18 protein-coding genes and 1 pseudogene are annotated in these 18,524 nt (G+C 48.4%); 6 read left to right on the top strand and 13 right to left on the bottom strand.

Features of this window, described 5'->3' with window-relative positions; translation table 11 throughout:
- Both AC6R10_RS05455 and AC6R10_RS05450 read right to left on the bottom strand, forming a co-directional pair.
- Positions 1-735, bottom strand: a 735-nt coding sequence (locus tag AC6R10_RS05455; protein WP_500671704.1) for a TonB-dependent siderophore receptor, incomplete at its 3' end; no start/stop codon positions are given.
- A 196-nt stretch (positions 736-931) separates the two neighbouring features.
- Entirely contained in the window at positions 932-1,861 is a 930-nt protein-coding gene (locus AC6R10_RS05450; protein ID WP_500671703.1) for a GyrI-like domain-containing protein, read from the bottom strand.
- Positions 1,862-2,285: 424 nt separating this feature from the next.
- On the opposite strand from AC6R10_RS05450, the gene zwf reads away from it, so the two are divergent.
- From zwf to AC6R10_RS05430, 4 genes are all read left to right on the top strand, one after another.
- A complete protein-coding gene (zwf, locus tag AC6R10_RS05445; RefSeq protein WP_334552192.1) occupies positions 2,286-3,788 on the top strand; it encodes a glucose-6-phosphate dehydrogenase in 1,503 nt (500 codons plus the stop codon).
- Positions 3,785-4,501, top strand: a complete 717-nt coding sequence (gene pgl, locus AC6R10_RS05440; RefSeq protein ID WP_500671702.1) for a 6-phosphogluconolactonase — start codon at positions 3,785-3,787, stop codon at positions 4,499-4,501. Before zwf ends, pgl begins: the two co-directional genes overlap by 4 nt.
- Before the next feature lie 40 nt (positions 4,502-4,541).
- Positions 4,542-5,990, top strand: coding sequence for a decarboxylating NADP(+)-dependent phosphogluconate dehydrogenase (gene gnd / locus AC6R10_RS05435; RefSeq protein WP_487901594.1), 1,449 nt, complete (start codon positions 4,542-4,544; stop codon positions 5,988-5,990).
- Between the two features lie 184 nt (positions 5,991-6,174).
- Positions 6,175-6,318, top strand: a complete 144-nt coding sequence (locus tag AC6R10_RS05430; protein ID WP_334551638.1) for a hypothetical protein — start codon at positions 6,175-6,177, stop codon at positions 6,316-6,318.
- A 32-nt stretch (positions 6,319-6,350) separates the two neighbouring features.
- Here the strand turns inward: AC6R10_RS05430 and AC6R10_RS05425 are convergent, their stop codons facing one another.
- Entirely contained in the window at positions 6,351-8,108 is a 1,758-nt protein-coding gene (locus AC6R10_RS05425) for a sigma-54-dependent Fis family transcriptional regulator (RefSeq protein ID WP_500671701.1), read from the bottom strand.
- 322 nt (positions 8,109-8,430) lie between these two features.
- Between AC6R10_RS05425 and exaC the strand changes: the two genes are divergently transcribed.
- Entirely contained in the window at positions 8,431-9,951 is a 1,521-nt protein-coding gene (exaC, locus tag AC6R10_RS05420; RefSeq protein WP_500671700.1) for an acetaldehyde dehydrogenase ExaC, read from the top strand.
- Between the two features lie 69 nt (positions 9,952-10,020).
- On the opposite strand, the gene AC6R10_RS05415 is transcribed toward exaC, so the two are convergent.
- The 3 genes from AC6R10_RS05415 to AC6R10_RS05405 form a co-directional block, all read right to left on the bottom strand.
- A complete protein-coding gene (locus tag AC6R10_RS05415; protein WP_500632026.1) occupies positions 10,021-10,215 on the bottom strand; it encodes a hypothetical protein in 195 nt (64 codons plus the stop codon).
- Positions 10,216-10,381: 166 nt separating this feature from the next.
- Positions 10,382-11,161: a sulfite exporter TauE/SafE family protein gene (locus AC6R10_RS05410; RefSeq protein WP_500671699.1), complete on the bottom strand. Its 780-nt coding sequence runs from the start codon at positions 11,159-11,161 to the stop codon at positions 10,382-10,384.
- A 124-nt stretch (positions 11,162-11,285) separates the two neighbouring features.
- Positions 11,286-12,116 (bottom strand): DUF6279 family lipoprotein, encoded by an 831-nt coding sequence (locus tag AC6R10_RS05405; RefSeq protein WP_500671698.1) that lies wholly within the window; start codon positions 12,114-12,116, stop codon positions 11,286-11,288.
- A 336-nt stretch (positions 12,117-12,452) separates the two neighbouring features.
- Between AC6R10_RS05405 and AC6R10_RS05400 the strand changes: the two genes are divergently transcribed.
- The gene (locus AC6R10_RS05400) at positions 12,453-12,797 is read left to right on the top strand and encodes a DUF3316 domain-containing protein (protein WP_487901599.1); all 345 of its coding nucleotides are present in this window, start codon (positions 12,453-12,455) and stop codon (positions 12,795-12,797) included.
- Between the two features lie 144 nt (positions 12,798-12,941).
- Here the strand turns inward: AC6R10_RS05400 and rplT are convergent, their stop codons facing one another.
- The 7 genes and pseudogenes from rplT to AC6R10_RS05365 all read right to left on the bottom strand — a co-directional run.
- Positions 12,942-13,295: a 50S ribosomal protein L20 gene (gene rplT, locus AC6R10_RS05395; RefSeq protein WP_009841742.1), complete on the bottom strand. Its 354-nt coding sequence runs from the start codon at positions 13,293-13,295 to the stop codon at positions 12,942-12,944.
- Positions 13,296-13,336: 41 nt separating this feature from the next.
- Entirely contained in the window at positions 13,337-13,531 is a 195-nt protein-coding gene (rpmI, locus tag AC6R10_RS05390) for a 50S ribosomal protein L35 (protein ID WP_005462620.1), read from the bottom strand.
- A 112-nt stretch (positions 13,532-13,643) separates the two neighbouring features.
- The gene (infC, locus tag AC6R10_RS05385) at positions 13,644-14,195 is read right to left on the bottom strand and encodes a translation initiation factor IF-3 (protein ID WP_334552191.1); all 552 of its coding nucleotides are present in this window, start codon (positions 14,193-14,195) and stop codon (positions 13,644-13,646) included.
- Between the two features lie 3 nt (positions 14,196-14,198).
- Entirely contained in the window at positions 14,199-16,127 is a 1,929-nt protein-coding gene (thrS, locus tag AC6R10_RS05380) for a threonine--tRNA ligase (RefSeq protein ID WP_334551616.1), read from the bottom strand.
- Between the two features lie 203 nt (positions 16,128-16,330).
- Positions 16,331-17,869, bottom strand: coding sequence for an NAD(P)H-hydrate dehydratase (locus tag AC6R10_RS05375; protein ID WP_500671697.1), 1,539 nt, complete (start codon positions 17,867-17,869; stop codon positions 16,331-16,333).
- Positions 17,870-17,938: 69 nt separating this feature from the next.
- Positions 17,939-18,373: a PAS domain-containing protein gene (locus AC6R10_RS05370; RefSeq protein WP_334551613.1), complete on the bottom strand. Its 435-nt coding sequence runs from the start codon at positions 18,371-18,373 to the stop codon at positions 17,939-17,941.
- Positions 18,373-18,524, bottom strand: a pseudogene (locus AC6R10_RS05365) (response regulator); the annotation flags it as partial. The gene AC6R10_RS05370 and the pseudogene AC6R10_RS05365, both read right to left, overlap by 1 nt.

Genomic DNA, 18,524 nt, shown 5'->3' with positions numbered 1-18,524 from the left:
GTACATGTTGAGGTTAATTAACGTCCGCTCGCTAGCTTGCCAATCAATCGACGGTGCAATCACGTAGCGCTCTTCCTCTGCATTATCGACTTGACTGTCTCGTTTACGAGCAAGGGCCACCAAGCGATAAGAGACATCACTCTCACCGATTTGCCCCGTCGTATCGAGCGAGGTTTCCATCAGGTTTCTGGTTCCTGTCGCGACACTCAAACGCGTTTGGCTCTGCTGCTGCGGCGATTTAGCAATCATATTCACCATCCCGCCCGGCGGCATGGAACCGTACAACACAGAGGTAGGGCCTTTGAAAATTTCCACCTGTTGCAGTGCAATAGGATCGATTTGTGGTTGCAAGTTCCATCCTGTTAGATAGGGAAGCTTAAGCCCATCATAATAGCTCTCACTGTTGGCAAAACCACGAATCGAGAAGGTGTCGTACATAGTGACCGACGCCCCTTTTTTCTCTGTCACGACGCCAGGCGCGTATCGGAGCGCCTGATTCAAGGATTTGACACCGCGTTGCTCCAACTGCTCTGATTCAATCGTGGTGATCCCTTGCGGGGTTTCCTCTGGTTCTAACGCAGTTTTAGTGGCCGTGTTACGATACGCTTCGCCCAGAACGGTGATGGTGTCCATCGTTGAAGCGTCTCCGCCTTCGGCAGCGTAAAGGGGCGAAGAAAAGGCTGAAATGAGCGCCAACGTCAATGTCGAGCGCTGAAAGTGAGTGATAGATTGCATATTGTCCTCAATTACCCATGCTTTATCTTAATAAGAATTAATATCATTTGCATTCTAAATTTTTTAAATTGGCAAAAGTTAACAATTTGGTGCAAAGTCACCGACTTTTGTTTAGCAGTGTTTTATTCGCTGCGAGCGCGTAATTCAGTAGGAGGAGGGAAAAGAGAAAAAGGAGTGGGAATCAGCGGACTGCGCCTTATCGCAACTCGATTGGCAACCAATACTCCATTTCTGCACTTGGCGATTCAGAGTGATAGTGAGCTGGATACACTTCCAGTTCAAAGCCATCAACGCCGCGGTAGTTTGAGCTAGGTAACCAATTGAGAATAAACCACTCTAGGGTGTCCGGTAGCCCACGAATTGGACCTTTATGTGTGACCACCGCATAAGTTTGAGCCGGAACTGACAGAGTACTCAACGTAGATGAGTGCGCCCTATCTGGAATTTGCCGCGCATCGCAAAGCTCAACCCCTGCCCAATACGTCAGTGGCGCGGCATCATATTGAGCGTGCTGAGTATCGACCACCCCTACCCTCTGCCATTGGTCAGTGGAGTCTGGCAGCGCCTGTTCAAGCTGCTGCCACAACAGTGGAACTTGCGTGGCGAAATTGGGCTGAGGTGAAAACAACCCATTGATGTGACCGTGACTGCCGCGAACATAAAATGGGGGCTTAGATTCGACTCGAATATGGACAAACGCAGCCTGATTACCAAGCCGATACACTGTATCTCTGTCCGAGGAAGACTGCAGAGGCTTTCTTAACCCTGTGCGTTGCCCTGCCTGCCGATACGCTCTTGGACTGACGCCAAACTTGTGTTTAAACGCACGGCTAAAGCTGACTTCCGAGCCAAAACCGAGCGCATAGCCGATATCAATGACCTTATCCTCACCATCTAGCAAACGTTCAGCCGCTTCACTGAGCTTTAGCTCTCGCACATAATTGGCCACTGTCGTGCCCGTTTCGTGTTGAAAAACGCGTTGCAACTGCCAACGTGACCAGCAACTCTGCTGAGCCAACTCATCCAGCGTCATCGGATCTTCGATGTGGTGGTGAATGTAATCCAACACCTTACTGATCCGTTGAAATACGGCTATCGATTTATCTTGCTTGCTGTCGCTGCTCATCGCTCATCTTTTCAATGCGTGGGTCGCGAAGTGTCTCACATTCTATGAGCGCTGCAAATATGTGCTCAAGCTAGCCCAAATGACCATAGTCAACCTGACTCTTAATCTCATCACCTCTTGGTCTGCTCTGTTTGGTTTTTGCGCAATCGTTTTCGAGCTCATAGCGAACGCCGCCTTACCGGTTACTGTTCTTTTTTCTGCTTATTCAATTATTTAATAAATTAGTCTGACAAATATTAATCGATTGCCTTCTCAATAGTTGATGTATGTCAAATTGTCGTAGACAATACCCTGCCGTTTCAAACGCCTAGAAAGTAAGTGGCACTCCCTATTGTGATGATAGGTAGCACCGATTTTCTATTTATTCGCTGCGCTGATAATTTGGCGCAACAGATTTAAGACCCTTGTTTCTAAAGGAAAGATGATGGTAATACCAGAAAACAGCAGCATCGTGATTTTTGGTGCTTCGGGAGATTTAACATACCGTAAGCTGATCCCCGCGTTATACCACCTGTATGCGAACAAGCAGCTTCCAGAGAACTTTGCCATTTTGGGTGTAAGTCGTACTGAATACAGTGATGAATCGTACCGTGATAAATTGAAGCGCTCTCTACAAGAGATGGAAAAGACGGTTCCTGAGACGCTCGATGCCTTCATCAACCATCTTCATTACCAAGCGATCAATACCTCAGACAGCACCGATTACAGCAAATTGGTCTCTCGTCTGGATGACCTTTCCAATCAGTACCAGTTCGAGCAACGCAATACGCTCTTCTACCTTGCGACACCGCCAAGTTTGTACAGTGTCATCCCAGCCAGCCTTGCTGAACATGGGTTGAACAATGAAGAAGACGGCTGGAAACGCTTGATCATCGAAAAGCCATTCGGCTATGACCTAGAGTCTGCGCAAAAGCTGGATAAAGAGATCCACGAGCATTTTCAAGAGCACCAGATTTACCGCATCGACCACTACCTAGGAAAAGAGACGGTACAAAACCTACTGGTGTTCCGCTTCTCTAATGCGATGTTTGAACCCTTGTGGAACCGCAACTTTATTGACTACGTCGAGATCACTGGCGCCGAGTTCCTCGGTGTTGAAGAACGTGGTGGCTATTACGATGGCTCTGGCGCTGTGCGTGATATGTTCCAAAACCACCTGCTGCAAGTGTTAGCGATGGTAGGAATGGAGCCGCCAGCACAAATCAACGCTGATTCCATGCGTGATGAAGTGGTGAAAGTTCTGCAGTGCCTCAAACCGTTAGACGAAGACGCGCTGCGCAATGATTTGGTGTTGGGTCAGTACACAGCATCTGAAGTCCGTGGCCAGCACCTATTGGGTTACCGCGAAGAAAATGGCGTTGCCGACGACTCGCGCACGGAAACCTACATTGGTCTAAAAGCTTACATCAATAACTGGCGCTGGAATGGTGTGCCTTTTTACGTACGTACGGGCAAACGTCTTCCTACTCGCGTGACTGAAGTGGTCATTCACTTTAAACAGACGCCGCATCCAGTATTTGGTCAAAATGCACCAGAAAACAAACTCATCATTCGAATTCAGCCTGACGAAGGCATTCAGATGAGCTTTGGTCTCAAAGAGCCAGGCGCAGGCTTTAAAGCGAAAGAAGTGAAAATGAACTTCCACTACGCCGACCTGCAAGAGACCCAAATGCTGACGGCTTATGAGCGCCTTCTGCTTGATGCCTTAAACGGAGATGCTACTCTATTTGCCCGTAGCGATGCGGTTGAAGCGTGTTGGAAGTACGTTCAACCGATTCTCGACTTCAAACAAGATCCACAAGCACTGTTTGGTTACGCTTGTGGTACTTGGGGGCCAAAAGAGTCTGATGACTTGTTAGCACGAAACAACCGTGCATGGCGCTTCCCATGTAAAAACCTGACAGATACGGACTACTGCGAACTATGATCAATCACAAGATCCACTCAACCGCGCAGCAGGTGGTAGAAAGCCTTGCCAACGATATGAAATCGTACAGCGAGCTTGGCCGACCTGTTCACATTTCACTTTCCGGCGGCAGCACCCCTAAGATGCTGTTTAACCTGTTGGCCAAGGCCCCATACGCGGATACCATCGCTTGGCAAAACCTCCACTTCTGGTGGGGAGACGAACGCTGCGTTGCACCGGATGACGCGGAAAGCAACTACGGCGAAGCAAACGCTTTGCTATTTAGCAAAGTGAACCTACCTGCTGAAAACATCCACCGTATTCGCGGCGAAAATGACGCCGAGCAGGAAGCGCTGCGCTTTGCCAACGAAATGGCAGAGGTTATCCCGTGTGAAAACGGTACACCCGTGTTTGATTGGATTCTATTGGGTGTTGGCGCCGACGGCCACACTGCCTCTTTATTCCCGGGTCAAACCAACTATGCGGATGAGAACTTGTCTGTTGTCGCTTCTCATCCTGAATCTGGCCAACTACGCGTGTCAAAAACCGCTAAAGTGCTAGAAGCAGCAAAACGAATCAGCTACCTCGTTCTTGGCTCAGGTAAAGTTGATATCGTGCACGAAATTCACACCACTCCAGCAAGCGAACTGCCTTACCCCGCGGCGAAAATTCAGTCGAAAGCGGGTGAGACGGAGTGGTACTTAGATTCTGACGCAGCGGCGAAAATCGCATAACGCGGTTGCTCGTCCAACGAGAACATATTGGAGAGAAATAATGAAAGGTGATATCGGTGTTATTGGCCTAGCGGTAATGGGTCAAAACCTTATCCTCAACATGAACGACCACGGATTTAAAGTGGTGGCTCACAACCGTACTGCTGCGAAAGTAGACGAGTTTCTAGAAGGCCCAGCGAAGGGTACCAACATTATTGGTGCTTACTCACTTGAAGAGTTGGTTGAGAAACTCGAAACGCCACGTAAAGTAATGCTGATGGTTCGTGCTGGTGACGTTGTTGACACTTTCATCGACAACCTAATCCCACTTCTAGATGAAGGTGACATCATCATCGATGGTGGTAACACTAACTACCCAGACACTAACCGCCGCGTAGCGCACTGCCGTGAGCAAGGCATTCACTTCATCGGTACAGGTGTATCTGGCGGTGAAGAAGGCGCGCGTTTCGGTCCTTCAATCATGCCTGGTGGCGCTGCGGAAGCCTGGGAAGCGGTTAAGCCTATCTTCCAAGGTATCTCAGCAAAAACTGACGCTGGTGAACCTTGCTGTGATTGGGTTGGTAACGACGGTGCTGGTCACTTCGTTAAGATGGTACACAACGGCATCGAATACGGCGACATGCAGCTTATCACTGAAGCTTACCAGTTCATGAAAGACGGTCTTGGTATGTCTGCTGACGAGATGCAAGCGGTATTTGCAGATTGGAACAAGACTGAGCTCGACAGCTACCTAGTTGAAATCACGGCTGACATTCTTGGCTACAAAGATGAAGACGGTGAGCCTCTCGTTGAAAAGATCCTAGACACAGCAGGCCAAAAAGGTACGGGTAAGTGGACAGGTATCAATGCCCTAGACCTAGGTATTCCACTGACACTTATCTCTGAGTCAGTATTCTCTCGCTGTCTATCTGCACTAAAAGACCAGCGTGTTGAAGCTGAGAAGCTATTCGGCAAGACAATCACTCCGGTTGAAGGTGATAAGCAAGAGTGGGTTGACGCACTTCGTCAAGCGCTACTAGCGTCTAAGATCATCTCTTACGCTCAAGGCTTCATGCTAATGCGCGAAGCATCAAACGAAAACGGCTGGGATCTTAACTACGGTAACGTAGCACTCATGTGGCGCGGTGGTTGTATCATCCGCTCGGCATTCCTAGGCAACATCCGAGATGCGTACGAAGCGAACCCAGACATTGCATTCCTAGGTTCTGACGAGTACTTCAAAAACATCCTACAAAGCAGCCTAACGGCATGGCGTAAAGTGGCAGCGAAATCTCTAGAGTCAGGCATCCCAATGCCATGTACGATTTCTGCGCTATCTTTCCTAGACGGTTACACAACGGCTCGTCTACCAGCGAACCTGCTGCAAGCTCAGCGTGATTACTTCGGTGCGCACACTTACGAGCGTATCGACCGTGAGCGTGGTGAATTCTTCCACACCAACTGGACAGGTACAGGCGGTGATACCGCATCGACCACTTACGATGTGTAACCTGTAGCGCAACCATTGAATTGGGCGCGAAAGCGCCCTTTTTTGTTGGCTCATCCCGTTGATAGATGAGGTTGGGTGATCTCATCCCCTCATCTACGCCTATAATTAAAAAAGTGTGGATGATGTCACACCTTGACCACTCACCTAAATTGGAGTGGCAATATTTACTTAGTAGGGCTCAATTATGACTATTAACAAACACTTTGTATTTGTTCCATCGGATGTTGAACAAGCAAATAACAAGGATAATAGAGTAATTTCTGATAAAGAGACTGAGCGTCAGGCACTAGTAAAACAAGCCCAACAACAAGGCGGGCTACAAGGCTAAAAAATAAGAGCGCCATTCGGCGCTCTTATTTTTTACTCTAACAATCCCAACAACTTCAGCTTACGATAAACGGTATTTCGACTCACACCTAAACTGCGCGCCACTTGGCTGATGTTACCTTTTGACGCTTGATAAGCATTGAGCAATGCGCTATTCACAGCAGTTTGCAAATCTTGTCTCTCGTCATCGCAACTCTTAGACTCAGACACCATTGCATGAGCTAAGTGGCTAGGCAGATGCTCAATACTCAGCCACTCTTCATCCGGATTAAGAAGCGCGGTCACCTTGAGTAGGTTGTCTAACTCTCGTAAATTTCCCGGCCACGAATAACCATCCAGTGTGTCAAGTAGCCTTGCGCTTAGCTGCTGGTTATCCCGTTGGGCATGCTTCTGGTGCAGCGTTTGAATTAACTCACGTCGGTCGTGTCGAGTTCGAAGTGGCGGTAAAGTGATGATTAACCCATTGAGTCGATAGTACAGATCCTGGCGAAACTGCCCTTGCTCAACGAGCTTGGCTAAATCTTGATGGGTAGCGGCGATAATTTGGACATCGACTTTGTGACTCTCTCCACTGCCAACAGGTGTAACCACCTTGTCTTGCAATACCGTTAACAGGCGGCTTTGAGCTTCATAAGGCATCTCGCCAATTTCATCTAAAAACAGACAGCCTTTGTCCGCTTGCCGAACCTTGCCGATGTAGCCCTTGCTGTTCGCCCCTGTAAAAGCGCCCGATGCGTGACCAAACAGCTCAGACTCGATGAGCTCCTTTGCGAGGGCACCGCAATTTACAGTGACCAAAGGTGCTGTACGCCGAACGCTGCTAACATGCAACGTTTTGACAAACTCCCCCTTACCCACGCCAGTCTCACCAAGCACTAGCAAACTGATGTCTTTGCCATATAATCGACTCGCTTGCTGCCAAGCCTGCTCAACCAAAGAGTCGCCATAATGAAGTAAATTGTCCGTGTTGAAGCGCTTCCTACGCCGAGTTTGGCGGCCAAGCGCCGTCTGTTGCACAATTAAGCCTTGCTGGCGTTGTGATTGCTCAAGTACTTGCTCAACCGACATGCCAATTAAACCAGAGTGACGTATTAGCTGTGAAGCCACTGGGTTGTGGGCCAAGACCTTACCTCGCTCATCAGCAATCACTATGCCTTGCCAGCCAGAACTGAGGAAGGAAGAGTCTGTGGCTAAGTTGAGTTGCACAGCGCCGTCAGGTACAGAGGCTAACAATCGGTTTTCCACCATCTGAACCATATTTTGCACCAGTAACTGCTCGGTGGCATCGTGGGTTTTCTGCTCACTAGTGACATCCAAGATACCAACCAAGGTACCTTGATGATTGAAGAGTGGGCTCGCCGAACAACTGATGAATCGGTGATGTTTGATGTAATGTTGCTCCCCAACGATGGTGAGCGCGCGACGTTCATGGATCGCAGTACCGATGGCGTTGGTTCCCTTAACATGCTCCAACCAACACGAACCTGTACCGAGTGAAATGGCCGCTAATTTATCGCGAAATTTATCTTGTCCCCAAGTCGCGAGAATCACGCCCTGTGGATCAGTAAAGATCAAGCGACTGTCTGTGCGAGCCATCACTTGATTGAACAGAGGAAGCGCACTGGTTTCCACCGCCTCAATGACCTCACGACATTGAAAGCGACGTTCATCCAATTTCGCTTTGCTTAACGTAATGTCTTCTGGCTTCCTCACTTCTCTTAGACCCGCATGGCTACTGCGTGTCCAAGAAGAAGCCAACCAGTCTTGCGTGTTCATCGATCGCAGCTGCATACCTGCTCCAATAGTCAACAATCAGATGTGTCAATTTGGAACAGCTGAACACTCCTGCCCGCTTTCCAAAGCGCAAAAAACTCGCACCCATAACACCGTTACATTATTGGAAACTCTAGCTCGACAACATATTTACAACAAGTTTTTAACACTTGGTCTGTGATTTGCCTAAGTATTTCTTGTCCATGTGTTTAAAACACCGTGCGATAGATTCGAAGATCAGTACCTTCGCCGATTTGATACACATGAACAATCTATCCAGAACAATAACGATAGCACCCAGCGTTACCAGTAATCTGAACGAGAAACAAAAGGACTTCACATGATCTATGCTCAACCCGGAACTCAAGGCTCACTTATGAACTTCAAGTCTCACTACGACAACTACATCGGAGGAGAATGGGTGAAACCAGTCAGCGGCGAATACTTTGACAACGTCTCTCCCGTCAATGGCAAAGTGTATTGCCAAGTCGCACGTTCATCAGCCGAAGATATCGAACTCGCACTCGACGCGGCGCACCACGTTCGCTCAGCATGGGCATCCACGAGCGTCACTGAACGCGCCAACATCCTGCTTAAAATCGCAGATCGCATCGAGGCCAACCTTGAAGAGCTGGCCGTGGCCGAGACTTGGGAGAACGGAAAACCGGTACGTGAAACGCTGGCCGCTGATCTACCGTTAGTTGTCGACCACTTCCGCTATTTCGCTGGCTGTATCCGAGCACAAGAAGGCAGCGCCGCCGAACTGGATGCCACAACCGCAAGCTATCACTTTCCTGAGCCGATTGGTGTTGTTGGTCAAATCATCCCATGGAACTTCCCCATGCTCATGGCGGCATGGAAACTTGCGCCAGCGCTTGCCGCGGGCTGCTGTGTGGTATTAAAGCCGGCCGAACAAACACCCACGTCCATCTTACTCTTGATGGAAAAAATTGGTGACTTAATCCCGGCGGGAGTCATTAATGTTGTCAACGGCTTCGGCAATGAAGCAGGTCAAGCACTTGCTACCAGTAACCGAATCGCCAAACTGGCCTTTACGGGCTCAACAGAAGTCGGTAACCACATCCTCAAATGCGCCGCGGATAACTTGATACCGTCCACCGTTGAGCTGGGCGGTAAATCGCCCAATATTTATTTCCCTGACATCTTTGAACACGAAGATGAGTACCTAAATAAATGTATAGAAGGCACGTTGCTCGCGTTCTTCAACCAGGGCGAAGTCTGTACTTGCCCTTCTCGTGTCTTGGTGCACGAAGCCGTGTATGAACAATTCATTGCCAAAGTCGCAGAGCGAGCGAAGAGCATTCAACAAGGCAACCCGCTTGATACGGACACACAAGTCGGAGCGCAGGCCTCTCAAGAGCAATTTGACAAGATTCTGAGCTATTTGGAAATTGGCCGCCAAGAGGGGGCAAATGTGGTGTTTGGCGGAGAAGTGGCCCCGCAAAGTGACGACATTGCCTCTGGCTACTATATCCAACCAACACTACTTGAAGGCAACAATAAAATGCGTGTCTTCCAAGAGGAAATTTTCGGTCCTGTCATTGCGATCACCAAGTTCAAGGATGAATCAGAAGCGCTCGCGATAGCCAACGATACGGACTACGGCTTGGGGGCTGGCGTGTGGACACGTGATGCCAACCTTGCCTATCGTATGGGGCGTCACATCGAAGCTGGCCGAGTGTGGATAAACTGCTACCATGCCTACCCTGCCCACGCAGCCTTTGGAGGCTACAAGAAATCAGGCATCGGGCGAGAGACACACAAAATGATGTTGGATCACTATCAAAACACCAAAAACTTACTCATCAGCTATGACGTGAATCCACTTGGGTTCTTCTAGGTAAGGCCATCCGACGTTACACTGGGCACATTCGCATGTGCCCATTTTCATCTGGCCACTTGAGCAATGCTAGAGTGATCTTTCTGAGGATTGACGCGCTTTCTTCACGTCATCCCAATACAGTACTCCACTAGCCACCAGCGCTAAAAGTGACACCGTAAACAGTGCCGGCATACTCAAAATCCATGCAAATACCGCTGCGAGAAAAGCCACAAAACAGATCATACGGCTGCTCGACATCACGCGACCTAGTTTTCTACTCATAACGCCTCCTATCACTGGAAAGAAATGGGGAAACTGGGTGATATCGGTGACAGATGCCCCGTCATGAGTACAGTTAGAGAGTGGCAGAAAGGGAGATAAATTAACCTAAAACAAGCTCAAAATAGCTTTAGATGTGATCATGGCAGTCAGAGTAACACAAAGCGCATCACCACTCGTCGATAGGCCAATATACATCAATAAAGAAGTACACCGTCATGACCAAGCTAGACAACGCGACGAAACGCTTCACTGTTTGCTGCGCTACTCGCCTAGACACACGTGCCGCCAAATACCCGCCGCTTAGTGTACCCATCATGACCGCTATACCACGAGGCCAGTCTATTGCCCCTTCAGCGACAAAAATAACGATCGCCACCAAAGAGACCGCCGAAGAAATCAGCAGTTTAAGACCGTTCATTTGATTAATATTTTGATAGCCTGCTAGCACAAGGTAGCTCAATACAATCACGCCAAGCCCTGCATTGAAGAAACCGCCATACGCCGCGACGAAAACCAAAAACAGCGTCAAAATGACGCTTTTAAGTCGAACTTCTCGAGTCGGATGTGTCGCCAACCGTGACGCCCATGCGCTAATGTGATGACCATAAATAAACAGCAAGGTAGCAAACAGCAGCAGCCACGGAATTGCACCAAGAAACTGCTGCTCTGAGACACTCAATAACAGCCAAGCACCTAACGCTCCGCCGAGTAAACTGCCCAGAACAATTCGAATAATTTGTTTTTTTTCAGAAGCGATGTCTTCACGAAATCCATAGGCGCCACTGAGGTAACCCGCGCAAGCGGCAAAGGTATTGGTGGCGTTTGCAACAATCGGCGGCACGCCAACAAACATCAGCGCAGGAAAAGTGATAAAACTGCCTCCCCCTGCAACGCTATTGAATATTCCCCCCAACACGCCAGCGACGAACAACACTGCCCAATCCATACCACTCCAACCTTCGCTGCAAAAGCCATAATCTAACCACTTTTCGAGGCGAGCCCAAGAAAATAGCAACGAAACTGTGCGTTGGCTAACTTAGACCAAGGTATTGATTTCTCGCTGTTAATGTTCATCGAATTGACAGTGCAATCTCCTTCCACTCCTGGATTTCTTGTCGATAGTGCACAGTCTGATCAGGGGTCATGCTGTTGATAATGGTCACCAGGTAACGTCTCGACAGTTGCTGGTTGTATTCAATTTTTTGCTCCAAATCGGCGCTATAGAGCTTGTCTGGAGTATCCATCAACGATTGTAGCTTGGGTTGGAAGAGTGAAGGCTCGACACGTACAGCAAGTAAGGCATTGAGCTCAACACGCATACGCGTCTGATGCGCGACCCAATCTTGGTTGGTCAGTGTCATGTCCGCAACCCATTGATCAACTATCAGTTGCTGTTCATCGGTTAAGTCACCGATCCAAGTTTCGATATTCTCTTCTATACGCGTTTTGTATCGTTGCCGAATCGCTTCTTCAGAAAGGTCTTGGTAACGTTTTTTGTACTGGGTGTGCTTTACTCGAATATTGTCCATAAGCTCTTCGACTTGCTCATCGGACAGTTGGCTGGCCAGTTCGTAGAGTTCTGGCGTCACCTTTGCGACCAGCCGAGTCGTGTGCGCCTCGAGCTTCTGCTGCTCAGAGATCAGATCATCGACAGTAAACGTGGCTGGCTCAATCGCCATCAACTCATCCAAATGCTCAATATAATGTGGGATCTCTTGCTCACGATGCCACTGGCTCAAGGTGGCAATCTTCTCGCTTGCGAGGGACTCTTGGTCATCATCCAGTTCAACGTAGTCTTGTAAGTAACGTACCAACAACCAATCCATATTGTTGTACACAAACTTAGTACTGCACCCTACTAAGCCGAGCGCGATCAAAAGCATCAGTCCAAATTTCTTCATTGCGGTTTCCTTTGCAACACACTGCTGATGTCCATTCTGTTTATCACGACTGCGCACTGGCAGTGGTGATAAACCAAGCAATATTAATACCAAACTTGAAAGTTGCTATTGGTCGGTCAAGGCCTTCACCTCTATTCAACACTCCATGACCTACTTCTGTAATACGACCACAAAAATCCATAGAAGTTTGACATTGTTAACGCTAGGTTGCGCCAACGTCAGCATCGTATCCAAACTCTTTACACAAGCTGTAATAAGAATTACTTACCTTGACAGACGCAAAATCGATCACTCGCTAGTATAGACATCAACGGTAACCAATAAGGAGTCTCCGTGATGAAAAAACTCATTCTACTTTCAACGTTAATCCTAAGTTCTTCTGTGTTGGCGTCAACGCAAACCACCCAATCACATCGCTCACTGACGACGGGTGATTATCAGAGTAAGCAGATGGCTTACGAGGCGGGCTTTAAACTGATGGAAGAAGTGCGCGCCATGGATGCATCGGAGTTAAAACGTACACTTCCTATCCATCAAAGTAACGTTCTACTACCTTCTATCAAAGTGGAAGATATGACGGTCACCGTCGAAGAGTTCGCTTCTGAACGCGGCCAAGTTGCCTATAAAGCGCTAGTGAACGTCGACTATGAATATCAGTACCGCGAAAGCAATAATAGCTAGTAGCGCCCTTTCTCTGAAACAACAAAACGCAGGTATTTGCCTGCGTTTTGTTTTGCCTTGTTCCAAAAGATCGCATCCGATAGACAGGCAATAAAAAAGGAGAGCCTAAGCTCTCCTTTTCCTAATCCTAACAGCGAACTCTAATTAAAGAGCTGCTTTCGCTTTTTCAACAAGTACTGCGAATGCAGATTTGTCGAATACCGCGATGTCAGCAAGGATCTTACGGTCGATCTCGATAGATGCTTTCTTAAGACCGTTGATGAAACGGCTGTAAGATAGACCATTTTGACGAGATGCAGCGTTGATACGAGCGATCCATAGTTGACGGAACTGACGCTTCTTAGCGCGACGGTCACGGTAAGCGTATTGACCAGCTTTAGTAACTGCTTGGAAAGCTACGCGGTAAACACGTGAACGTGCTCCGTAGTAACCTTTAGCTTGTTTTAGAACTTTCTTATGACGTGCACGAGCTTGTACACCACGTTTTACGCGAGGCATTATGCTTCTCCTAAACTAAACGATAAATAAACTAAAAAGAATTAAGCGTATGGCAACATACGGATAACAGCAGCCACTTCACAACGTGGAAGGATTGCGTTAGGACGTAGTTGACGCTTGTTCTTAGTAGTACGCTTAGTCAGGATGTGACGTTTTGTAGCGTGCTTGTACTTAATACCACCAGCAGTTTTCTTGAAACGCTTAGCAGCACCTTTGTTGGTTTTCATCTTAGGCATGATGAATAACTCCGCATTGTAGTAGTTTAATAAACACGTAATCAGGGCGAATAAAACCCCGCCATTTAACCGTAAGGTAAACGGCGGGGTTGAATTACTTGTAAGCCGTTAATTACTTCTTCTTAGGGGCAAGAACCATGATCATCTGACGCCCTTCAATTCTGCTTGGGAAAGATTCCACAACAGCAAATTCTACTGTGTCTTCTTTCAAGCGCTTGAGAACATCAACACCGATGTCTTGGTGTGCCATTTCTCGGCCACGGAAGCGAATTGTTACCTTCACTTTGTTGCCTTCTTCAAGGAAACGCGTCAGGTTGCGTAGTTTTACCTGATAGTCTCCAATATCAGTTCCAGGACGGAATTTTACTTCTTTAATCTGGACCTGTTTTTGCTTTTTCTTCTGCTCTTTAGCAGATTTGCTCTTCTCAAAGAGGAATTTACCGTAGTCCATTACACGACATACTGGTGGCTCAGCGTTTGGACTGATTTCAACCAAATCCATACCTGCTTCTTCAGCAGCTGCAACTGCTTCTTGGATAGAAACAACACCCACTGATTCGCCATCAGCACCCGTCAAACGAACTTCACGAACGCCACGAATTTCACCGTTTAAACGATGAGCATTTTGTTTGGCCGGTACTTGGCCGCGTCTTCCGCCTTTAATAGTTTATTCCTCCAGATTGAGCTTACGGGTAGAGATCTCGTCTTGGATGTATGCAATAAAGTCATCCACTTTAAATTTACCGAGGTCTTTACCTTTACGAGTACGTACTGCGATTTCGCCGGCTTCCATCTCTTGGTCACCACAAACCAGCATGTATGGTACACGCTTTAAAGTATGTTCGCGGATTTTAAAGCCAATCTTCTCATTTCTCAAGTCTGCTTTTGCTCTAATTCCAACTTTTTGTAGTTTTTGAGCCACTTCCTTCGCGTAATCAGACTGCTTATCAGTAATATTCATGACAACAGCTTGCTCAGGAGATAGCCAAGTTGGGAAGAAGCCAAAGTACTCTTCGATTAGAATACCGATAAAGCGCTCAAGCGAGCCCAAAATCGCACGGTGGATCATAACAGGAACTTGACGTTCGTTGTTCTCATCCACATAAGAGGCACCTAGACGGCCAGGTAGGTTGAAGTCTAGCTGCACCGTACCACATTGCCATGCACGATCAAGACAGTCATACAGAGTGAATTCGATCTTAGGGCCGTAAAATGCGCCTTCGCCCTCTTGAATTTCGTATGGAATGTCCATCGATTGCAAAGATTGCTTCAACGCTTCTTCCGACTGATCCCAGATCTCATCCGATCCGACTCGCTTTTCTGGACGAGTGGAGAGTTTAACGACGATGTTCTCGAAGCCAAACGTCTGGTATGTGTCGTAGACCATCTTAATACAGCCCGTCACTTCCTCTTGGATTTGACTCTCTGTACAGAAGATGTGCGCGTCATCTTGCGTAAAACCACGCACACGCATGATACCGTGCAGCGCACCTGACGGTTCATTACGGTGACAAGAACCAAACTCCGCCATACGCAGAGGCAAGTCACGGTAAGATTTCAGACCTTGGTTAAAGATCTGTACGTGACCTGGGCAGTTCATTGGTTTGATGGCGTATTCACGGTTTTCTGACGACGTGGTAAACATCGCATCAGCGTATTTATCCCAGTGACCTGAACGCTCCCAAAGCACGCGATCCATCATCAACGGACCTTTCACTTCTTGGTAGTCGTACTCTGTCAGTTTTTCACGAACAAACACTTCCAAATCACGGAAAATAGACCAACCATTATGGTGCCAGAACACCATACCCGGTGCTTCTTGCTGCATGTGGAACAGGTCCAACTGCTTACCGATTTTACGGTGGTCACGCTTGGCGGCTTCTTCTAAGCGTGTTAGATGCGCTTTCAGCGCTTTCTTGTCGTGGAAAGCCGTACCATAAATACGCTGCAACATTTTGTTGTCGCTGTTACCACGCCAGTAAGCACCCGCAACATTCAGTAGCGTAAAGTGCTGACAAAAACCCATATGTGGTACGTGAGGACCACGACACATATCGATGTATTCTTCGTGATGGTAAAGGCCTGGACGGTCATCGCGTGCGACGTTCTCATCCAAGATTTCCATCTTGTAGGTTTCACCACGTGATTCAAACGCATCACGTGCTTCCTGCCAGCTGACTTTCTTCTTAATGACTGGGTACTTGGTTTTCGCCAGTTCTTTCATGCGCTTTTCGATCTTTTCAAGATCTTCTTGCGTCAATGACTCTTCTAAGTCGATGTCGTAGTAGAAGCCACTATCGATGGTCGGACCGATCGCCATCTTCGCGTTCGGATAAAGCTGCTTAATCGCATGACCCAATAAGTGCGCACATGAGTGACGCACGATTTCAAGACCATCCACTTCATCTTTTACTGTGATGATTTCAAGGCTTGCATCCGCTTCGATGAGATCACAAGCATCGACACGTTGACCATCAACACGACCCGCAATAGTAGCTTTCGCCAGACCAGGGCCGATAGATTGCGCGACATCAAGAGTAGAAACAGGGTTGTCAAATTGACGCTGACTGCCGTCAGGAAGAGTAATAATAGGCATTTAACTGTCCTTTACAGTGGTGTTGCACACCAAGCAACACTTGCAATTCATACGTATCTTTCACGGCCGGGATAATGGCCGTCAAAGGCGAGAATTCAGCTCCTTTTATATGCAAATACGGATGCACAACTCAGGAGCGAACGAGCATTCTAACGTAACTGACTCAAATAACAATCAATGTCACAAAAAAGTGATGATTTGGCTTATTGATTGAGCTGGCAACGCACCTCAGCAATAAGATCACTGGCGAGCAAACCAATCTGCCCTTCGCGCCGTGCTAACTCATCCGCCGCAAGACTGTGAAGATAGACGCCAAGCTTTGCCGCGTTGCTGAGTGATAATCCTTGAGCCAATAACGCCGCGATAATTCCGGTCAATACGTCGCCCATACCACCACTCGCCATGCCCGGGTTGCCCGCAAGACACACAGAGGTTACCTCGCCATCATAAATGAGTGTCCCAGCTCCTTTGAGAACGACGGTGCCGCCGTATCGTTGTTGCAAAGCCTTGATTGCGGTAAAGCGATCCACTTCCACCTCTGCCACCGAGCAAGCCAGTAATCTAGCCGCTTCGCCGGGATGTGGGGTAATGACACGCCGTTCATCGTAGTTGGGTTGATTGGCAAGTCGATTTAAACCGTCGGCGTCGACGACTTTAACTTGTTCATATTGCGCGGCATGATCATACAATGCGTGAGACCAAGCGTCTTGACCCAAGCCAGGTCCAATAGCCAACACTTTTTGCCCTGCAAAACGGCGACTGATCATGGCTAAGTCTTCTCGCCATCCTTCACTCATTGCTTCAGGACACGCGACTTGAAGCGCGGTGACATTCTGTAGGTGGCACAGAACGCGAACAAGACCAGCACCGCTTCGCGCCGCAGCCTGGGCGCACAGACGAATCGCACCGCCATAGCCTTGGTTGCCGCCCACACATAGCAATCGCCCGTGATCGCCTTTATGTGCTAAAGCATGCCGCTTTGGCTTAAGTGCTTGCATCTCAGATTCTGACAACCGCTCCGTGTTACTGCGGACCAGGGACGAAAAGGACTCATCTACCTCCAAACCATCGAAGTGGAGTTGACCCACCACGGCCCTCGCCTCCCCTGTCACCAGTCCGCGCTTAATACCAATAAAGGTTAAGGTGTGGTCGGCCGCTATGCATGGTGACTTGCCCTTAATTCCTAGTCGAGTGCCAGAGTCAGCGCATAGCCCAGACGGCACATCGACACTGATGACAGGACAGGGAGTGTGAGAGAGAGTCTCAGAAACCGTGTCGAGAATGGCTTGCGTCGGCTGACGAACCGACCCTTTTAATCCGGTGCCAAGTAATGCATCGACAATCAGCGCTGAGCGCAAAAGATCCCGCTTGAGCGCTTCGGCGTGATGCTCAGTTTTAAAATAACGGATCTCGCCTCCCGAACGCACAAAGGCGAGCTTCGCGGTCTCAGCGTCTCCTTGTAGTTTAGATTCATCGCCACTGAGCCACAGAGTGACGTCATACCCCGCTTGACGAGCAAGACGAGCGACCACAAATCCATCACCGCCATTATTGCCCGTTCCACACAATATCGTGATCGACTTATCTTCAGGGTATAAGCGCTGAATAAGCGTCAAAATCGCGCGTCCTGCGCGCTCCATCAATTGATAAAGCGTGATATTGGCTCGCTTGGCAGCCAGCACTTCACCTTGTTTGACTTGATCGGCAGTGTAAAGCCACCGTGGTAGGGTTGTGGAATCCATAGGTCACTCACTGGCTAGAATCGTGCTCTCACTGTCGCACAATCCCAGCCTAGATCGCGACCTTATCGATCACTTTTTTGAGACAAGGGCTTCCGCCGTGGCGTCTTGAATCGAAAGAAACAGCGAGCGAATCTCACCGGTTGGCGTGCGCATTGGGTTTAGGGTGATATTCTGATACATGAAATCGGCTTGTTGCGTCACCGGACGCACGTTGCGACACTTAAATAAATAAGGACGTTGCTGCCACGTAATAAAGCTGCGACAGCCTAAGTCGTAGACCGGCTTGGTTTTGAGTTTAAACCAGTCTTGAGGGATCTCAGGGAACAGCTCAAACAAAGACTTGCCGATCGCATCATGAGATTGCACGCCGCTGTGATGGGTCATAAAGCCATTCCACACTTGGACCTTATGCTCACGGTCGATGACGATTAAACCCAAATCGACGTTTTGTACCATATCCACCATCCAGTGGAATTGCTCAAATTCAGCAGGAAGATTCAACATCAAAAGTCCTCCATCAAGTACGCCAGCTTATTGTCGAGTAGTGGCAGAGATTCATCGACAAACATAAACAGTAAATCACAACGAATCGATGTACCGTCGATGTTATAACTCACCTCAAAGGTCATGGTTTTGCTAAAAGAGCCCGTCGTTG

The sequence above is a fragment of the Vibrio sp. R12-SG2-ISO1 genome (genome assembly GCF_059834045.1).
This window is presented reverse-complemented; position numbering and strand designations above follow the sequence as displayed.